At 66.5% G+C, this 18,448-nt stretch carries 12 protein-coding genes; 7 read left to right on the top strand and 5 right to left on the bottom strand.

Annotation, left to right across the window (positions count from 1 at the left end; translation table 11 throughout):
• A partial coding sequence (locus ACGFH6_RS29580; RefSeq protein ID WP_393390546.1) for a hypothetical protein occupies window positions 1–820 on the top strand: 820 nt, incomplete at its 5' end.
• A gap of 80 nt (window positions 821–900) precedes the next feature.
• On the opposite strand, the gene infA is transcribed toward ACGFH6_RS29580, so the two are convergent.
• The 3 genes from infA to ACGFH6_RS29565 all read right to left on the bottom strand — a co-directional run bounded on the left by infA (window position 901) and on the right by ACGFH6_RS29565 (window position 3,849).
• Window positions 901–1,125 carry a translation initiation factor IF-1 gene (infA, locus tag ACGFH6_RS29575; protein ID WP_393390543.1) on the bottom strand — a complete coding sequence of 75 codons (225 nt, stop codon included), beginning with the start codon at window positions 1,123–1,125 and terminating at the stop codon, window positions 901–903.
• Window positions 1,126–1,127: 2 nt separating this feature from the next.
• Window positions 1,128–1,922, bottom strand: coding sequence for a GNAT family N-acetyltransferase (locus tag ACGFH6_RS29570; protein WP_393390542.1), 795 nt, complete (start codon window positions 1,920–1,922; stop codon window positions 1,128–1,130).
• A 286-nt stretch (window positions 1,923–2,208) separates the two neighbouring features.
• Window positions 2,209–3,849 (bottom strand): caspase domain-containing protein, encoded by a 1,641-nt coding sequence (locus tag ACGFH6_RS29565; RefSeq protein ID WP_393390539.1) that lies wholly within the window; start codon window positions 3,847–3,849, stop codon window positions 2,209–2,211.
• 401 nt (window positions 3,850–4,250) lie between these two features.
• On the opposite strand from ACGFH6_RS29565, the gene ACGFH6_RS29560 reads away from it, so the two are divergent.
• A complete protein-coding gene (locus ACGFH6_RS29560) occupies window positions 4,251–7,223 on the top strand; it encodes an AAA family ATPase (RefSeq protein ID WP_393390537.1) in 2,973 nt (990 codons plus the stop codon).
• Window positions 7,224–7,864: 641 nt separating this feature from the next.
• Here the strand turns inward: ACGFH6_RS29560 and ACGFH6_RS29555 are convergent.
• Window positions 7,865–8,245, bottom strand: coding sequence for a DoxX family protein (locus ACGFH6_RS29555; protein WP_393390534.1), 381 nt, complete (start codon window positions 8,243–8,245; stop codon window positions 7,865–7,867).
• A gap of 79 nt (window positions 8,246–8,324) precedes the next feature.
• Here ACGFH6_RS29555 and ACGFH6_RS29550 point away from each other — a divergent pair, with 79 nt between their 5' ends.
• Both ACGFH6_RS29550 and hrpB read left to right on the top strand, forming a co-directional pair.
• Window positions 8,325–9,206 carry a sigma-70 family RNA polymerase sigma factor gene (locus ACGFH6_RS29550; protein ID WP_393390533.1) on the top strand — a complete coding sequence of 294 codons (882 nt, stop codon included), beginning with the start codon at window positions 8,325–8,327 and terminating at the stop codon, window positions 9,204–9,206.
• 239 nt (window positions 9,207–9,445) lie between these two features.
• Window positions 9,446–11,998: an ATP-dependent helicase HrpB gene (gene hrpB / locus ACGFH6_RS29545; RefSeq protein ID WP_393390530.1), complete on the top strand. Its 2,553-nt coding sequence runs from the start codon at window positions 9,446–9,448 to the stop codon at window positions 11,996–11,998.
• Window positions 11,999–13,066: 1,068 nt separating this feature from the next.
• On the opposite strand, the gene ACGFH6_RS29540 is transcribed toward hrpB, so the two are convergent.
• Window positions 13,067–13,189 carry a hypothetical protein gene (locus ACGFH6_RS29540; RefSeq protein ID WP_393390529.1) on the bottom strand — a complete coding sequence of 41 codons (123 nt, stop codon included), beginning with the start codon at window positions 13,187–13,189 and terminating at the stop codon, window positions 13,067–13,069.
• A gap of 612 nt (window positions 13,190–13,801) precedes the next feature.
• Between ACGFH6_RS29540 and ACGFH6_RS29535 the strand changes: the two genes are divergently transcribed.
• The 3 genes from ACGFH6_RS29535 to ACGFH6_RS29525 all read left to right on the top strand — a co-directional run bounded on the left by ACGFH6_RS29535 (window position 13,802) and on the right by ACGFH6_RS29525 (window position 18,376).
• A complete protein-coding gene (locus ACGFH6_RS29535; protein WP_393390527.1) occupies window positions 13,802–14,341 on the top strand; it encodes a hypothetical protein in 540 nt (179 codons plus the stop codon).
• Between the two features lie 84 nt (window positions 14,342–14,425).
• Window positions 14,426–15,388, top strand: coding sequence for an endonuclease/exonuclease/phosphatase family protein (locus ACGFH6_RS29530; RefSeq protein ID WP_393390524.1), 963 nt, complete (start codon window positions 14,426–14,428; stop codon window positions 15,386–15,388).
• A gap of 150 nt (window positions 15,389–15,538) precedes the next feature.
• On the top strand, window positions 15,539–18,376 hold the full coding sequence (locus tag ACGFH6_RS29525) for a P-loop NTPase fold protein (RefSeq protein ID WP_393390522.1): 2,838 nt from the start codon (window positions 15,539–15,541) through the stop codon (window positions 18,374–18,376).
• Window positions 18,377–18,448 lie beyond the last annotated feature (72 nt).

Below are 18,448 nucleotides of genomic sequence, written 5' to 3'. Positions count from 1 at the left end.
AGTTTCCATGCCTGACATGACCGCGCAGCAGCGACGCTTGTCTCGCATCGTCAGGACGGACCTGGTCGATGCTGCCGCCTCGATCGCCGGCTTCACGATCACTCGTGCAGAGTTCGGGTCGGCTGCGAACATCTCCGGGATCCGCTCAAAGAATCTGATGTTCAGTCAGCGACAGGACAGCCGGACCCTGTTCGCCGTGGATGTCCGATACGGTCATCTGCGCAGGCTCGGTGCGTGGACCGGCGCAGACCGAACGGCGGTGGCTGCTTGCCGTCGCGTGCTCCGCGCGGCGAAGATCCCACCTCGCGAGATCGAGACCGTTGAGGTGCTTTCGGAGTACGGCCAGGTCGCGGAGCGGGTTTCGGACGAAGAGTTCCATCTTCACGAACCGTTGGTGATCCGGAAGGCGGCTCGGGCGAGGCGGACCGTGGACGGCGTTGTGGTCTGGTCGTCATACGCCACCGTCGGACTGACAGCCAAAGGAGACATCGGCAACGTCGAGTTGCATTGGCCGGACCTGTCCGCTGCTGTGGTGAAAGAGGCACAGATCCTTGGCACCCTGGTACGGCAGGGCTTCGAGCCCCCAGACCTTCCGGGCGCACGGCCTGAATCTGCCGAGGCGGGAGTCCTGCACTCACCGGCAATCGGCTTCTTCATGGACGTCGCCGCAGCGGTGCGTGTCGTGTACGTCAGCGAGGACCCGAGTTTGGGGCGCAAGGCAACAATCTACCTCGATCGTCACGGCGAGCCGGTCATCCGGCCGCGCGACATCGACCCGGCCAAGCCCGACACGATCGACCGCCCCGAGCCTGACGGGTGACCGGACAGCATGTCGACTGCGGCCATGGGCTGGCTCAACCCGCGCTCGGCGGGGGACCGCCGAGCGCGGTAGGGGTGAGGTCAGGTTCGGTAGCGGAAGATGATCCGGCCTCGGGTCAGGTCGTACGGGCTGAGCTCCACCAGGACGCGGTCTTCGGGGAGGATCTTGATGTAGTTCTTCCGGATCTTCCCGCTGATGTGGGCCAGGACCTGGTGGCCGTTGGTCAGTTCGACGCGGAAGTTGGCGTTGCGGAGGCACTCGACGACGGTGCCCTCGACCTCGATGCCGCCTGCTGTTCTGGCCATCGTCAGGCCTTTCCCGGCCGGTTGACCAGTTCCAGACTGCCTCCCGTACGGCGGCCGCCAAGCCCGTCGAACAGCGCCATCGCAGCCTCGTTGGTCTCGTCGATCTCCGCCGTGGCTGCTTCGAAACCGGAGCGGTGCAGCTCGCCCAGTACCCGGCTCAGCAACGCCCGGGCGATGCCGTGCCGTTGTTCGGCGGCCAGTACCGCGACCAGCCCGATCCGCGGGCACCGGGTCATCGTCGCCACCCGGACCAGCCCGACATACCGACCGTCCCGGACCGCGACGGTGTACTTCGACGGGTCGATCGGCCTCGTCCCGCCTTGCCAGGGCAACACTTCCGCCGGCATCGTCTGCCAACCGGCACCGGACTCGACCTCGGCGCGAATCGCCCGGTCCAACTCACGCAACGGAGCCTCGGCCACGTCGTCGGCGGTCGCGATCACTACCCCAGCAGGCGCAGCAGCCGTGGGAAGACTCGTGGGTACGACGAACTCCGACTCGCGGCGCCACGTCACGAACCCCGCACGTTCCCAACTGGCAATGAGGTCGTGGTCGGTCTCGTCGACGACCGTGTACCGCGGTGCCGGCTGATCGGCCATCATCGCGGTGGCGAGTTGGTCGAAGACAGTGTCGCGCCAGGTGTCGATACTGAGGAAGGTCCGGCCATCGAGCCGCCGCGAGGCGTGACCACGACCGACGACCAGGTCGTTCTCGATCGCGTGCCATTGATTGTCCGCGACGCGCGAGATCGTCACGGCGTGGGCACCGAGGCCGGGACTGAAAGGCAAAAGGTTCATAGGTGTTTCCTTTCGGGAGTGCCGAACTTCTCGAGGCGCTCCCGGCGACACCTACGTCAATCGTCCGCCCGTGACCACGAGACGGGGAGCACCCACTGCGTTTACAGCGTTCATGGGGTCTCACCTCCAGGCGTGATGTCACGGACCACGGCACAGTACCAACCGGTCCACTGCACCAACCAACCATTTATTGCTCGGTAGTGGGTGGTGCTGGCTGCGCTCCGTGTGGTTGTGCCTGTGGCTCGCGCATTCACGACGATCACCGGCAGCCCATGACCTCCGCTCCTCAGCCGCTGGACACCTGAACGTCGCAGCCGAAGAAGCGGGCGAGATAGACCTTGGAGCTGCCGTGGGGGTCGAGTTGGACCGGGGGGCCTCCCGGCTGTGTCCCACCGTAGTCAAGGGGGCGTCCGTCCGTGGCGTCGTGCAGCTCGAAGTCGCAACGACCGTAACTGTTGAAGGCGACGACGCGGACGATGGCTTTGTCGCCGGACGGCACCGTGAACGCGTCACTGTCACCGGTCGCGGCCTTCTGTGCGAAGGGAAGGGCGATCTGACCGGTACCTGCGGAATGCGTCACGATGCAGCGGGGATCGCTGGCGTTCGCACTGAACTTGCCGGTGTCCGCGATCTGAAAGGTCACAGGCCCCCAGAGATCGTCGAACACCTTCTGTTGGCCGCTGTCGACGTTCCTCACCGTGACGGTGCAGCCGTCGGCGCCGCGTACCCCGAGCCGCCACGGGGAGGCCTCGTTGAACTCGCCAGCCGCCGCTCCACCCCCTCCAGGCGGGTCGTTGTCGTTCACCAGCTGCAGGGCGACCACGATCCCGGCTGCGAGGATCACTCCTGCGCCGGACAGGTAAATCAGCCGCCGGCGCCACGACCGTACGTACCGGTCCTGGCGGGCCGGCTTCGGCTGTGGTTGCGGCTGCGGGCGCGGCTCTGGGGCGGCGGCACTCAGCGCTGCCGTCGCCGCGGCGGCCACCGAGCGGCTGTCGTCGTCCGCCAGACGCTCGAGGGCCACCCTGGCCGCCAGCGCCAACCCGGCATTCCTGCCCTGCAGCAGTCCGACGAGCTCCTGCACCGCGCCGCCCCGGACCGCGGCCAGCGGATGGTCGATCAGCTCGCGAAGCTCGGCCGGCAGCGGTGCCGGTACGGTGACCGGACGACTGCGGCGGGCAATGTACAGCTCACCCTGCATCTCCACGTCGCGGCTGGGGGTTTGGTGAGGATTCCGTTCGCGGACCCGGTCGAAGACGTAGTCGTAGAGCTCGTTGAGCGACACCCAGCCATCCTGGTCGAGGTCCGCGTCCCCGCTGGCCAGACCTTCCACCAAGGCAGCGGTGAACACCGACGGACTGCTGCGGTCATCGGCGAGCCGGTCACCTTCGAACGCGTACTCCGTCGCGCTCGAAGCTGTGATCACCGCGCGGCCGCGGCCACCGCCCAGCCTCCCACCGGAGAAGCTGTCCAGCACGTTGGCATCGCCCGCGGCCCGCACAGTCACGCCGCGGCCGAAAGCGCCGCCATAACAACAGTCCAGCAGCAACACGATGCTGCGCGACCTGCTCATCCGCAGACATCGCTGCACGAAGTCGGCGGACACAGCGGTGGAGCCCAGCCGGTTCGGCAGGGTGTTGCTCGCCGCGAAGAACAACTCCCCGGACTCGCTCTTGAGGCCGTGGCACGAGAAGTGCAGCAGCAACACGTCTTCGGGCCGACTGTCCGCGAACAAGTCCTCGACCCGCCCCTGGATCACGTGTGCCGACTCGTTGCGGACGACCTCCACGTCGAAACCACCGATCGCGGGGTCACCCAAAACACCGCCCAGAGCCTGCGCATCCGCCGCCGGCGCGCGAAGCCGCCCGAGCCCCTCGTGCTCATAGACGTCGTTCGCGACAATCAGCGCCTTGCGCCGCCCAGCCATCCAGCCGCCCTCCCCCTGCGCGGAGCGCCTCCTCACTCTCAGTGTCGGCCACCGTCGACCGCCCAGCCAGCCCCTGTGACAGTCTCTTCGCCACCTGCCACCGAACAGGAATTGGGCTGAGTGGCTGTCGCGGGCGTGGGGGCGACAGCAACCCGCCGTCGGTGAACTCGCAGAACCGCCAAGTCCACGAACGCCTCCAAGCGTCAACAACACCCAGACAACCAAAGGCGGCGACCATCACCACGCAGTGCGCGTGGGGTACGTCGTGGGGTCCGCGAATGGGGCCGCCTGTGGGCTGTCAGCGGTCGTACCTCGGTGCCGATGGCCGGCCCGTATCCGGTTAACGGACGCTTTCCCGCAGCCGGGATCGCAGTCCAGGCAACCCGGCTGATACTGGCGCCGTGGGGGCCGCAGTAGGGCACGACTCTGGGTTCGCCGGCCGAGCGGATGAGCAGGAGCTTCTCGCGAGCGCTTTGGAGGGGGCGGCGAGCGGGAAACCGTGCGCATTGGTGGTCGAAGGTGAGGCCGGCATTGGCAAGACAAGTCTGGTCCGCGACGCATGCAGTCAGGGGGAGCACGACTTCCAGGTGCTGTGGGGGACATGTGTGAACTTCGGAGCGGCCTCGGTTCCATTCGCGCCCATCATCGGTGCCCTGCGGACCTGGTTGACCCGCGCCGACCCGGTCCGTGCAGAGGCGCGATCGACGGCGGACGAGTTCACCCAGTTGGTATCGGCACTCGGGGGTGCTGAACCGACCGACCCAGGGAGATTGCTCGCCCGGATCGATCAGGCGGTCAATCGGCTCGCGCAACTCGCGCCGGTCGTTCTGGTGGTCGACGATCTTCAGTGGGCAGACTGTACGTCGCTCGACGTTCTTGCGTACCTGATCACCGGCTTCCAGGATCAGCGCCTGGCGTTGTTGATGACGTGTCGTGATGAGCATCGTGGCGAAGGTCATCCCCTGCACGGCTGGCTCGCCGACATGCGCCGGATGCCGCGGTTCGCGGAGGTCCGCCTGGACCGGCTGAGTGTCGACGACACAGAGGAGCAACTGAAGGAACTCCTCGGGGGCCCGGTGGACATTGGATACGCGACAGATGTGTACGAGCGTTCCGGCGGCAACCCGTACCTCACCGAGTTGCTGGTCCGTCATCGCGCCGACTCCGAGCTAAGGCTGCCGGCTAATGCTCCGACCGCCCTCCGCGACGCCCTGCTTGCGACCTGGCACGGGCTGTCAACCGGCTCACGGCAGATCACACGTGTACTAGCGGTCGGTGGCAGGCCTCTCGGACTTGCCACTCTGGCAGCGGTCGGAGTCGATCGCGACATCGATCCGGACCGGGTGCCCGAGTACCTGGTCGAGGCGGAGGAGCACGGCGTTGTGCGCCGCGACAACCAGGGTCGCCTGTGGTTCCGTCATCCGCTGCTCGCGGAAGTCCTCTACAACGCCTTGCCCCCGGGCGAGGCCGCCCGCATCCACGCCTCGTTCGTGCGGGTGCTCGAGTCCCAGGCCGACACGTCCCCGGATCAGGCCGCGTCCGATCTTGCAGTCCACAACCACCGATCGGGACGGGTAGATGAGGCGTACCGGTGGTCGCTCGTCGCTGCTGCCCGTGCATCCGAGCTCCGCGCGACAACCGTCGAGTCGCTCCACCTCGAGCGGGCCTGCTCACTATGGGATCAGTTGTCGCCAGAAGTCCGTGGCTCGCGACTCGACCACATCGATCTGCTTCGTCGAACGTCAGAGAGTTGCGGCACGGCCGGTCGGTACACCGCCGGTCTCGGTTTCGCGAGTCGAGCGATGGAGCTTGTCGACCGAGCTTCAGAACCTCTCCTGGCAAGCGAGATGCTGCTCGCCTCACAGGACTTCACGCACCCGCAGTCGGGCATGAAGGCGGTGAACGAGGATCTGATCGAGGCGCTCCGGCTGACTGATGACTATCCAGATTCTGCTGAGCGTTCTTTTGCGCTGGAGGCCCTCGCCTTTGCCGAATCCTTTGACTCGTTGAGCGACGCGGCGGCGGGCCGAAGTGCGTTGGCGCATGTCGAGGAGGCACTTCGAACGGCGCGTCTGTGCGGGAATGATGTTGCCTTGGCCGCGGCACACTCCACCCGCGCGTTCACCTACTTGACGACTGGCGCGGGTGATCCGATCCCGGACGCGATGGAAGCCGAACGTATCGGGCGACGGTGCGGTGACCCGACCCGCGTCGGAGTTGCGGTGACGTGGCATCTGAATGCCTTGGGCACCGTTGGCCGACGTGCTGAGGCCGCACAGTTGGCCGAGCAGGCGATGGAAGAGCTCCATGCCCTCGGGTCCGCGTGGGAACATTTCGTCGCCCAGCAGGCAGCTGATGTCTTCCTGATGGTCGGTCGCTGGCGCGAATGCCGCGAAGTCCTCCGGCGCGCGTTGGCGGCCCGTTGTGACGGCATCGTGGGTGCGTCGGTGAGATTGGCGTCGGCGACGCTCGCCGTTCGGACCGGACGGCTGGCCGACGCGAGGCTCCACCTCGATCGCGCGCTGGAGATGGTCTCCGAGAACTACGCGGGACTTCGAGATGACCTCAGCAGTGTGCCCGCGGAGATCATGCTGGCTGAGGGCGATGCGCAAGGCGCGCTCGACTGGCTGGTCGGTCGGGATGCCGAGATTCTGGGCACCGACGACCAGGGTGAGCTTGTCGCCGTTGCTCGTGCCGCCGCGGCCGCCGCCCGTGCTGCGCGGGATGCGGGCGATGAGGCGGCTGCAGCTCGGGCGGTCGCCGTGTTGGACGACCTTGTCCGAAAGCTGCCGGCTGCCCCGTTCACAACGTCACGCCTAAGCCCGGCCGGCAAGGCAAGGGTGACGGCGTTGTTCGAGGCTGAGGTTGCGAGAGCGCACGACGACGACGGCCAGGCGGAGTTGTGGCGCATTGCTGCGGAGCGGTGTGAGGCCGTCGGCGCGCCCTGGCAGGAGGCGATCGCACGCTTGCGTTGCGCAGAGGCGATGATCGCGGACGGGTCGCCGGGGTTCACTGTCAAGGATGAGTTACGGCGGGCGCATCTGATTGCTGTCGAGCTAGGGGCTGTCCCGCTGAAGGATGAGATCGAGTCATTGGCTCGAGTGGCTCGCGTCGATCTCCGGCGGCCAGTCGAATTGCCGGAAGTGCCGTCGAGGTCGGATGCGTTGGCAGGACTAACTCCCCGGGAACGAGAGGTACTCGCACATCTCGTGGCTGGCCGCTCGAATGGAGAGATCGCCAAGGAACTGGTCGTCAGCGTCAAGACGGTCAGCGTGCATGTGTCCAACATTTTGCGCAAGACAGGTACGTCGAGTCGCACAGAAGCGGCTGTCCTGGCGCAGCGGTTGGCCGCGAGGGAACCGGACTGTACCTGAGCTTGTCGGTGCGGTCCCCCGTGCGGCGACCGCACCCTCAGAGCCAATCCTGCAGCGCCCAGGGCGGCAGGTTCGCTCTGCTGGGGCCTGGTGCCGTGTCCGCCTGCTGCAGCCGACGGCTGGGCCTTGTTGCTTGTGGCCTCGTGGCGCCGATCACTGGGCGGCAGGCGGTACTCCGGGACCGGCGGGTCGTGCGGAGCGACGCTCCCGGACAGGTAGGTATCCGATAATGACCCGAAGGCCGCGCCTATGGTGAACGAGCCGGCGTTGACTGCCAGAACGAAGGCCGCCACGGCCGGGTAGAAGCGGTCCATGATCCCCTCCGGGAGGAGCAGCGGCGCCGATCGCCGCTCTCCTTTCACCGTCGGAGCACAGGTAGAGCCGACTCATCGATCGCGATACCTCAGATCCACTGGTTGGTTGCCTCAGATCTCACCGACCTACCTCAGAGCCCTCGGGCGTTAGGGTTGGGCGGCCGAGTCGTGCTACTCGTCGACGCGGCACGAGTGTCCTCGGGGCCGCGGTTGCCCCGGTCGGCGGTCGGTCTGGCGCGGGCAGTGGGGGATCGCTGCGAACGGAGGAATGTCGAAGCGCATCCCGGGGATGCCTCGCTGCGCTGCCTACGGCAGCCTAGGGGGCGATCAGCTGAAGGATTCGGGGCCGAAGCGGCCGATTGCCACGAAGATCGCAAGGGCGAGGTAGGCGACGTTCAGCACCGCGTGCGCGCTCTCGTGACGGCGGGAGGTCACGATCGCCGCGCCCACCATGATCGTCGCCAGTCCGACGGCGGCCAGCGGTGCGAGGACCGGAACGATGTCGAGAGCGGCCGGTACGATCAGGCCGATGGCCCCCAGGATCTCGACAATTCCGAGTCCCTTGACGAACCCTGGACTGAACTGGTTGACCCAGCCGCCACCGGGAGCCTTGGCCAGCTTCTCGTACGGGATGAACAGCTTGTTTGCGCCCGCGAAGACGAAGACGGCGGCCAGCAGGCCGGCGACGATCCACAGCGCGAGGTTCATGAGTTTCTCCTTGTCGGTTACCTCGGCCCTTCCGGGCCCGTCATCACCCATGACGGAACTTGTCGGTGGGAGGTAACAGATGACCGGATCGGACCGGGAGAACGCGGTCGCGGAAGCGTTCATGGAGGAGCGCGAGCGGCTGGTGGCGATGGCCTACCGGATGCTCGGCTCGCGGGCGGACGCCGAGGACGCCGTACAGGAGGCCTGGCTGCGGCTCGCGCGCCAGGACGCGGCCTCGATCGACAACCTGTCAGGCTGGCTGACCACCGTGGTCGGGCGGGTGTGCGTCGACGTGCTGCGCTCACGCAAGACCCGGCCGGTGGCGTCACACGACGACGGGCTGCCCGAGTTCTTCGTGACCGAGGACATCGTCTCGGCGCCTGAGGACGACGCGCTGCTCGCTGACTCGGTCGGGCTGGCACTGGTCGTGGTACTTGACAGCCTCGGTCCTGCCGAGCGGCTCGCCCTCGTGCTGCACGACATGTTCGCGGTGCCGTTCGAGGAGATCGGTCAGATCATCGGCAAGTCCACCGACGCCACCAAGATGCTTGCCAGCCGCGCTCGCCGGAAGGTCCAGGGCACACCTCGCCCGGACGGCGAACGACAGCAGCGGCGGGAGGTGCTGAATGCGTTTCTCGCCGCGGCGCGCGACGGAGACTTCGAAGGGCTGCTGCGGGTACTCGACCCGCAGGTGAAGTGGAGCACTCATACCGCGCACGGTGTGGTCGTCAAGCTCGGAGCGACCGAGGTGGCGACGAAGGCCCGGCGCGGGGGGTACGTCAAGGCAGCCGTGCAACCCGTCCTCGTCAACGGCGAGCCGGGAATCGTCGCCTGGTCCGCGAACGGCAAACCCCTGGGCGTGCTGGCGTGCACGGTCGTCGACGGGCGGATCGTGGAGATCACCTCACTACGCGACCCACACCGGCTTGCTGCGATGAACCTCCCCGAACGCCCCGCCTAGCCAGGTATGGATCTCGGGCAGCCGCGGTTGATGGCTCGGGTCGGTCGGGCCGGTCGGGCGACCCTGCCGGTGCTGGACGGTCGGAAGGCCCTAGTGAGCCGCGAGGTGGTTCGCTCCGCTTCGATCGCGATCGTGTTCTCCGCCTGGGGCATGTGCAGGGGCCAGGAGAAACACTGTTGATGGGGCTGTGCGCCGGGTTGTCGAGGGGTTCTGTGGTGGTGGTCGGCTAGCGTCGGGGCGTGTTGCTGCCTGAATTGCCGGTGCCGGGGGCGGATCTGCCTGTCCGGGCCGTTCTGCCTGCCACGGTCGATGCGGTGCGTTCGCACGGTACGGCGGTGTTGGTTGCGCCGCCTGGATCGGGCAAGACCTCGCTGCTGCCGCTTGCGCTGGGCGACGCGCTCGGGGGCACGATCATCGTCGCCGAGCCGCGAAGGATGGCAACCCGCGCGGCCGCGACCCGGCTGGCGATGCTGGTCGGCGAACCGCTCGGGCAGCGGATCGGCTACGCGATGCGCGGTGAACGCAGCGGCGGCAAAGGGCTCCGTGTCGAGGTGGTGACGACAGGGCTCCTCGTACGGCGTCTGCAGCAGAACCCGGAGCTGCCGGGGGTCGCCGCGATTGTGATCGACGAGTGCCACGAGCGGCACCTCGATGCCGATCTGCTGCTCGCGTTCTGCGTCGACATCCGCGCGAATCTCCGGGACGACCTGGCGATCGTCGCGACCTCGGCCACGGCGGACACGACCAGGCTGAGTCACGCCTTGGGCACCGACGTTCCGGCACCCGTGATCACCGCGTCTGCTGCGCTGTTCGACGTGGCGATCGAGTGGGCCCCGCCGCCGGTCCCCGTGCCGCTGCTTCCCGGTGGGCGGGTGGACCCGCGCCTGCTGGATCACGTCGCGGCGGTCGTACGGCGTGCACTGAGCGATAACGACGGCGACATCCTCGTGTTCGTCCCGGGGGAGGCCGAGATCAACGGTGTGACGCGCCGGTTGGCCGATCAGAATGTCCTGCCGTTGTTCGGTCGCCAATCCAGGGCTGAACAGGACCGTGCACTGGCGCCAGCCGCCACTCGCCGGATCGTGGTCACGACGTCGGTCGCGGAGAGTTCGCTGACTGTGCCCGGGGTCAGAGTGGTGGTCGACTCGGGTCTTGCCCGGGAGCCGCGGACCGATCAATCCCGTGGCCTCGGCGCGTTGGTCACCTGCCGGGTTTCGAAGTCGTCGGCCGACCAGCGAGCGGGTCGTGCCGGGCGGGAAGCGCCAGGCCGGGTCTATCGGTGCTGGTCTGCCACCGACCACTCGCATCTCGACGATCATCCTGCCCCGGAGATCGCGATCGCCGATCTGGCCGCCTTCGCCCTCGACCTTGCGGCGTGGGGTGCGCCCGCTGGTGACGGTCTGACCTTGCTCGAGGCGCCGCCGGCGGTGGCGATGACCGCGGCCACCGAATTGCTGCGCCGCCTCGATGCCCTTGACGACGGAGGCCGGATCACCGAGCGGGGACGGCGGATGGCGGCGATCGGGGCGCACCCTCGGTTGGCTCGTGCGTTGCTGGACGGGACGCCGCGGGTCGGCGCCGACCGGGCACGCGAGGTCGTCGCGATGCTCTCGGACGACTCCGGCCGCGACTTCGGCGATGACCTACCGGCCCGCTGGCGAGCCCTCCGCCGCGGCGATGATCGCGGAGCCACGGCCCGCTGGCGAGAAGAGACAAAGCGCCTCGGCAGGGGTACGACGACCGTCGACCCGTCTGGCGGGGATGGAATGCGACCGGCGGTTGGTGGGTCGACTGGTCGCGGGACGCGCGTAGTACCGGATGACCTTGCGGCGGGGGTCGTGGTGGGGTTGGCGTATCCGGATCGGATTGCGCGGATCCGGTCGGCCGATTCCGCGACGTACCAGATGTCTGGTGGCACTGGTGCCGCGCTGGATCCGGAGTCGCCGTTGCGGACCACGCCCTGGCTGGCGATCGCGGTCGCCGACCGGGCCCCCGGTCGCGCCGACGCCAGGATCCGCTCAGCGGCGCCGATCGATGAGCAGACCGCGCGCGACATTGCCGGCGACCTCGTCTCGACCACCGACCAGATCCGCTGGGACGACGGCCGGATCGTGACGCGGCGCGTCGAGGCACTGGGCGCGATCGTGCTCAACGACGTCCCGCTGGCAAAGCCCGACCGGCTGCTCGTCCAAGCGGCCGTCCGCGACGGTATCCGGCGCAGCGGTCTGTCTGTACTGCGCTGGTCGGAGGCTGCTCTCGCCTTGCGGGAGCGGCTTGCGTTCTGCCACGCCCACCTCGGAGCCCCATGGCCTGCGGTCGATGACGAAGCACTCCTGGCCGATCTCGACGAATGGCTGGGTAACGAGCTCGCCTCGGTGCGCGGCTCGCGCGATCTTGCCCACATCGACGTTGCTTCGGCGCTCCGGCGACTGCTGCCATGGCCCGCAGCAACCCGGTTCGGCGAACTCGCACCGGAACGGCTCCGGGTCCCATCGGGCTCCGAGGTGCGACTCGCGTACAACGGTGTCGAGCCGCCGGTCCTCGCCGTGAAGCTGCAGGAGGTATTCGGCTGGACTGCCACTCCGGCCGTCGCGGACGCTCGTGTCCCAGTCGTTCTGCACCTACTGTCGCCCGCACGGCGCCCGGTCGCGATCACGAGCGACCTCGCCTCTTTCTGGAAGCAGGGCTACCCCCAGGTCCGAGCCGACCTGCGAGCGCGCTACCCCCGCCATCCGTGGCCGGAAGATCCACTCACTGCCGTCCCTACCAAGCGACTGAAACCTCGCCAGTAAACCGACCTGCCCTGGGCAGTGTGTATGTACTGTCCGCGCCGTTCCGGACTCGCCAAGGCTGCGCGATGCCGCAACTGAGCCGACGGGCAAGAACTACGAGATGCCAGCTCCCCGGACACCGATGCGATGATGCGGGCGGGCGCTTGGTCGGTTGCGTGCTGGCCGGCGCATTGTGGTGGACTGCCTGAGCGACGCGCAGGTCGCCCCGTCCTCCGTGCCGCGGTCAGAACAGTGACGAGCCGGCTGTCCCGGGCTGTGCGGGGCGATGGTCAATCCGCCCGGACTAACCTCCTCTAGTGCGCTGGAGCGGACAAGCGTTAGGCCGCCAGTCGAAGCTCTGCGTGCAGAGCGAGCTCGGGTGCGTGGACGAGAAGGGTGTTCTAGGGGTGCACGCACCTTGACCGCACGAGCCCCCTGACTCATCCCAGTCACGCCCGCCGAGGGTCGGTCGGGGCGGCGCAAGCCGCAGGGGTCGGCGGTAGCCGACGAGATGCGCTGCTGCAGCTCGGGGGTGGGAGCACGCGTAGCGGTCGCGTTGAGGAGCGGAGCGACGAAGGTAGCGGCCGCGGGAGCGAGCGCGGGCTCTTCACGGAAGATGGTGTCCGAGGAGGAACACGCACCTTAGCCACACGCCTCGGCCTCGACCCTGATGCCGCCGGTCGAACCCCGTAACCGCCGATTTCCAGCCGAGACTGACCGCAGTTCGCCGATGACTGGCGAGATCGCTTGCTGGTAAGAGATTCGTGGATGGTCTCTTGCTCGTCGGTTCCCATTGCTTACCATCCTTTCGCGTTGATTGAGGTGCGTAAGGAGGCGCGTCCCGAGAAGGCGTGCTTGGGTGGACGGTCACTTCAATGGAACAGTCTTGGCCAATGGCGCCGTCACGCTTCCGGTCGAAGCAAAGCGCCTACGCCTCGACGGTAGCGGCCGACCTGCCATCTGGCCGCGGAGGGGCCAGGTGGGAGTCCCCGAAGCATCTCGCACGAGTCGCGCCGCACCTGTGTGGTTGACCCGGTAGGTGAAGTCCGATCGTGCCGCCACGTCGATGCCAGAAGCTGCACTGAAGCCTCAGGGCGGGTTGAAGCCGTCCTCGAAGCGATGTTCACAGATCGTCCCGGTCGTGGTCGGCGAGCGCGGCGCGGTCAGGATGTGCTCGGTGCCGTTCTCGCGGCAGATCCGGTCGAACAGCACCTCGACCGGGCGGACGATGCGTTCACTGCTGTGCGTTCAGCTCGCCAGCGGCTGAAAGCAATGGGTGCGCCGACGTACCAGAACGATGGCGATCCACCATCTCCGAACGTGCGCCCGCCAACGCGCACGGGCACGCGACGGCGATGCCGAGTCCGTCTCTTCTCGGTTCAAGTGCGCGCCTTCTGCGCGGGTGGCGAGCTCATGCGGCCTGCCGGACGAACCTCGCCCACGCCACGCGGAGACGGACCGTTGGACCTTGTGTTCGAAGATCCACCCGGCGTTGGTCCGAGTTCGCCTTTGACGCCGGTTGGCACCGTCCCCTTGCCGGTCGATGGTCCGGCCACCACGACACGCGTCAAGAGCGTTTCGCGTCCTGCGGGATCGGCAAGCCGACCCTTGACGCGTATGGACAGCGAGCCGATGCGCACACTAAGACTCCGATAGAGCCAAGGTCCGGGGCGACCGCGCTTTCAGCGAGATCGCTGCATTCGAACGTTTTGAGCAAGCCCGATCATGGATTCCCGAAACTTGTATCACCGAGCCCGGTCGGCGCTCCGTCCTATTACAGCCCGCCTGTCGCATGCAGGCCGGATCAGCGGAGGGGGAGATCACGTGACATCAAGCAGCAGCGACCAGCCGAAGGCAGAGCAGGTCGACTACGAAGTGAGCCGCCTCCTCGAGGAGATTCGGTACATCCGTGAGCTTGCACGAGAGCGTGGGCTGGCGTTCTCGAGCCTTGACCGCGAGCAGTTGGAGCGGAAGATTCGCGGCGAGACGACGAACTCGCCGTTCATCTATGCGCAGGCGTGGGTCAGTGGCACGTCCCAGGGCAGCTCAGCCTATTACGCCGTCTACGTGTCCAATCCTGACCCAGTCGGCTACTTTCCATTCTACGTCACGATCTTCTTTGGTCTTGGCAATTTCAGCGAGACTGACGAAGCCTGGTCCGGCCGAGATAACCGTTGGCCGGCTCTGTCGTCCGATCGAATGTTCCTGGCGGCCGGAGCATCGACCAGCTTCCAGGTCGACTATACGACGCCGATCGGCGTGACCCCGGGCACGTACAACGGAAACTCTGTCCTCTGGGAAGGCAACTGGCACGACGTCGGCCGGTCCTTCGACCGGGGCAGCTTCGACGTCAAGGTGTCGTAATACCGATACGCGTCTCACCCGGCCGATCACGCTCGATCATCGCCTTGGCATACTCGCCCCCTATCCCTACTCCGGCGGTGTGTTATGACCACGACAATGCCACCCACTGGTGCCGTACCCGCGGAGGTAACCAGCGACCTCGAACGCATCAGTACAGCGTTGGATTCGGCGATTCCGCGCAAGACAAACGACAATTTGCTGATTGGGACCTGGAATATCCGCGCCTTCGGAAATCTAACAGACAAATGGGACGCGACCCCACAAGACAGTCCAAAACGAGATTGGCATGCCGTCATGTGTCTCGCAGCCGTGATGGACAGGTTCGACGTGACAGCAGTGCAGGAGACCCGCCGCGACACCACAGCACTATCCGCGTTGCTGGGCCGCCTCGGGCCTCAATACCATGTCATCGTATCGGATGTCGCCGAGGACAGCTCAGGCAACGGTGAACGGCTTGCCTATGTCTACGACAGCGAACGGATCAGGCCTTCCGGTCTGGACGGCGAGATCGTTATTCCAACTGAGGCCATGAACCCAGTCGAGCAGTTCGCCCGCACACCGTACGCCGCCAGCTTCGTGCGCGGGAACGTCGAATTCATCCTGACCACGTTGCATGTCCGATGGGGTCAGAAGCGGGCCGACCGGATCGACGAGCTGTCGGCCTTCGCGCAGTGGATGCGCGGTTGGGCCGATCGCCTGACAGACCGGAACCGCAACCTGTTGGTCCTCGGTGACTTCAACCTCGACCGACTTGACGATCCGCGCTTCTCCGCATTTGTCTGGAATGGTCTGTGGCCCCCCTCGGAACTGGACGTCATCCGCCGGACCATCTTCGACGATGACCGCGATCGCCATTTCTACGACCAGATCGCCTGGTTCAGCGATCCGACCGAACCTGGCGCACCCTCACTACTAAATGGACTCACCTACTCGCATCGCGGCGGCAACTTCGACTTCGTCCCGCACGTGCTCAATGGAATCAGCAGACAACAGATGGGCTGGCGCATCTCAGACCATTACCCGCTCTGGGTCGAGTTCAAGATTTGAGATGGGTTGTTCATGACGACACCGGGAACCTCACGGATACAGGTCGCGCGCGGAGATCTGTTCGATAGCAGGGCCGATGTCCTTGTCGTTCCCTGCAGCACATCTGGCTCGATGACGACAGGCGTCCGACGGCGGGTCGAGGAGTTGGGCGTGACCCTGGCCACAAAGCGCAGGCTCAAACTCGGCGAGGTTGTCGCCGGAGTGATAGACGGCGAAAGACCCGAACAGACCGTCCTGTTCGCGGCAGTGGTGCCCGCAGGTAATACGACCAACGCCAACGTCGTCGAGTCGGCAGCGCGGCAAGTCGGAGAGTTGGTGGCCGATGCGGCCCGCAGCACGGCATTTCCACTGCTGGGTACGGGAGCCGGCGGACTGTCCGCTAGCGTCGCGCTGGCAGCCATCACTGCGGGATTCCAGAGCACAGCTCCCCCGAACGCATTGGCGACGGTCTACGTGATCGATGAGGCCCTGATGGACGAACTCGGTCCAACACGTACCCTCGAACCGCCGCCCGGCCTCTCACTGACTGTGCGACAAGCAGCCGCGGCGCTCCAGGTACTGGGTGCCGTGCCGGCAGGCTCCCTGGTCCAGGAGATTCTGAAGCATCACAGCGAATACGGTGACAATACGGCCAGCTCGGTCCGGATCACGACTCCGGAAGACGCGACCCGAAAAGCAGTGCGTGAGTGGCTGGCCGACGTCCGCCTGTTATTTGACCCGGCGCGCTCGCCGAGTTTGCACGGTCGCCACGTGATCATCGGATTGAGCCAGCTCGACCCGGCGCTGCGCACCGCGCTCGATCGCGACGGCTTCAGGCAGCGTCTCATCGCCGAGCTCGAGGAACCTCTAAGCACGCTCCTGACCGTGCCGGACAACGGTGTCCCGACGCACGCCGATATCTCAGCGATAGAAGGGGTCAATCTGCGCGCCAACTATGCCGCCGACTCCGCCGCGGCCGCCGGGCTGCTCGACGAGCGTGGCGACGATCTCGGCATCCGGGCGGACGTGGACATGCTCGCGAAGCTGATTGCCTCGAAGGATGCACACCCACCGCTCTCGATCGGCCTGTTTGGACCGTGGGGGTCGGGCAAGAGCTTCCTCATGCGCCAGGTGCAGCTGCGCATCGCAAACCTCGCCGACCGGTCCCGGGACTCGCCCGACGAATCCACCGGCTACCTGAGCGAGATCGTCTCTGTCGAGTTCAACGCGTGGCAATACGCGCGCGGCAGTGCGCTGTGGGCGAGTCTCATCAACCGGGTGTTCGAAGGGATCCAGGAGAAGCTGGGAGGGGACGAGCGCTACCAGCGGGTGCTGCGTGATATTGCTGCCAAGAATGCTGGCGTCGAGCAGGCGCAACTGACGCTCGAGACTGCACGCGCCAAGGTCGAGCAGAGGCAAGACGCTGCTGGCGATCGCCCAATCCAGGAAGTGGCTGACCGGCACGACGACATACCCGATGAGGCGACGACGACGCTGACTGAGACCCTCGATCTCGACGCCGTCACGTGTCAGGTGAGCGATCTCCGGAACGAAGTCGATGCGCTGGCAACAACCACCGCGCGGCTGCGCAAGGGCTGGTCCACCGCGTCTAAGGCCAGGAAGGTCGTGGTCGTCAGCGCGGTGATCGTAGGTCTCGTCCTGCTCGGTCTGATGACCTTCGTTCCGTCAGTCCTCCAACCGGTAGGTGCGCTGCTCGCGACGGTCGGCTCGATCGTGACGGCGGCAACGCAGGTGCTCAGACCGGTCAACCAAGGGCTCAAACAAGCCGTCAAGCTGCTTCGTGCGGACGACGCGGACAAGCAGGAGCTGCAGCAGGCACAGGACGACCTCGCCGAGGCGACCCAACAGCTAGCAGCGGCCAAGGCGTCGGGGCTCGCGGGCCTGTATGGCTTCGTCAGCGACCGCAGCACGGCTGAGGAGTACCGCCGGCACCTCGGCATGGCACCGATGATCCGCGACGACCTTAGGCGGCTCGCCGACATGTCGCAGAAGGTCGACGGTCTCCCCGGTATCGAGCGCATCATCATCTTCATCGACGACCTGGACCGATGTCCGGCCTCCGAGGTCGTCAGAGTACTCGAGGCGGTGAACCTGCTGTTCGGCTTCGAACTCTTCGTGGTGGTCGTCGCTGTCGACTCACGGTGGCTGCTGCGGTCTCTCACGAGAACGTTCAGCGAGGCGTTCGATGCCGAGGAAGGCCCCGCGCCGACGCCACAGAACTACCTCGAGAAGATCATCCAAATCCCCTTCTGGCTACGCCCGATGCAACCGAAGGGGTTCGAACGGCTCGTGACGAGCCTTGCCGGCGAGGTGGGCGGCGCACCGGACCGCACCGGACCTGACACCGGGCACCGATACGGTTCCGAGTCCGAGCCGCTCCGGGCGGGTCCGGGACAGGCCGTCACTGCGTTCCAGGTTGAGGATGCCGGCGAGGGCCATGTCCGCGAGGACGATGCGTCGGCGACAGCCTTCGTTGGCCCTGCCCTTGAGCCGGGCAAGGAGAAGACGGCCGAGGACAACCCCGAGGACGACCTCAATCCTCAGGCCTTGCGGCTCACGCAGGAAGAGCGCGACTTCATGCTGGACTTCCTGCCGCTCGTCGGGACGCCGCGCGCGGTCAAGAGGTTCATGAACACCTACCAGCTCCTCCGCGTCTCTGTCGACGACGTCGATGCGTTCCTAGGCCGCGCGGAGTACCAGCCGGTGCTGATCCTGCTGGCGTTGATGACCGGAACGGCGCGAATCACCGACCAGATGATCAACGAGCTACTTTCCATGAACGACGCGACCTTCGCGGACTTCCTCCAGCGAGCCGGAGCCGAACAGAACGTCGCCGACCCGGAGGCTCCTTATCAGGGCCGATCCGGGGACTGGCGTCAGATCGTCGCCGCCTGCGAGGTCCTCCCCACCGCAACCTTGGATCCCGCAGTCATCGAGGCATGGTTGCCGAAGGTTGCACGCTACTCCTTCCACCCCGTCGAAGTGTGAGCGACGACGCCACCGGTGGTATGCGTCGTGGCCTACCGTCGCACGACAGTCGAACGAGGAAGCCTTGACCGT

Source organism: Kribbella sp. NPDC049227 (assembly GCF_043197265.1).
GTDB lineage: Bacteria > Actinomycetota > Actinomycetes > Propionibacteriales > Kribbellaceae > Kribbella.
This window is presented reverse-complemented; position numbering and strand designations above follow the sequence as displayed.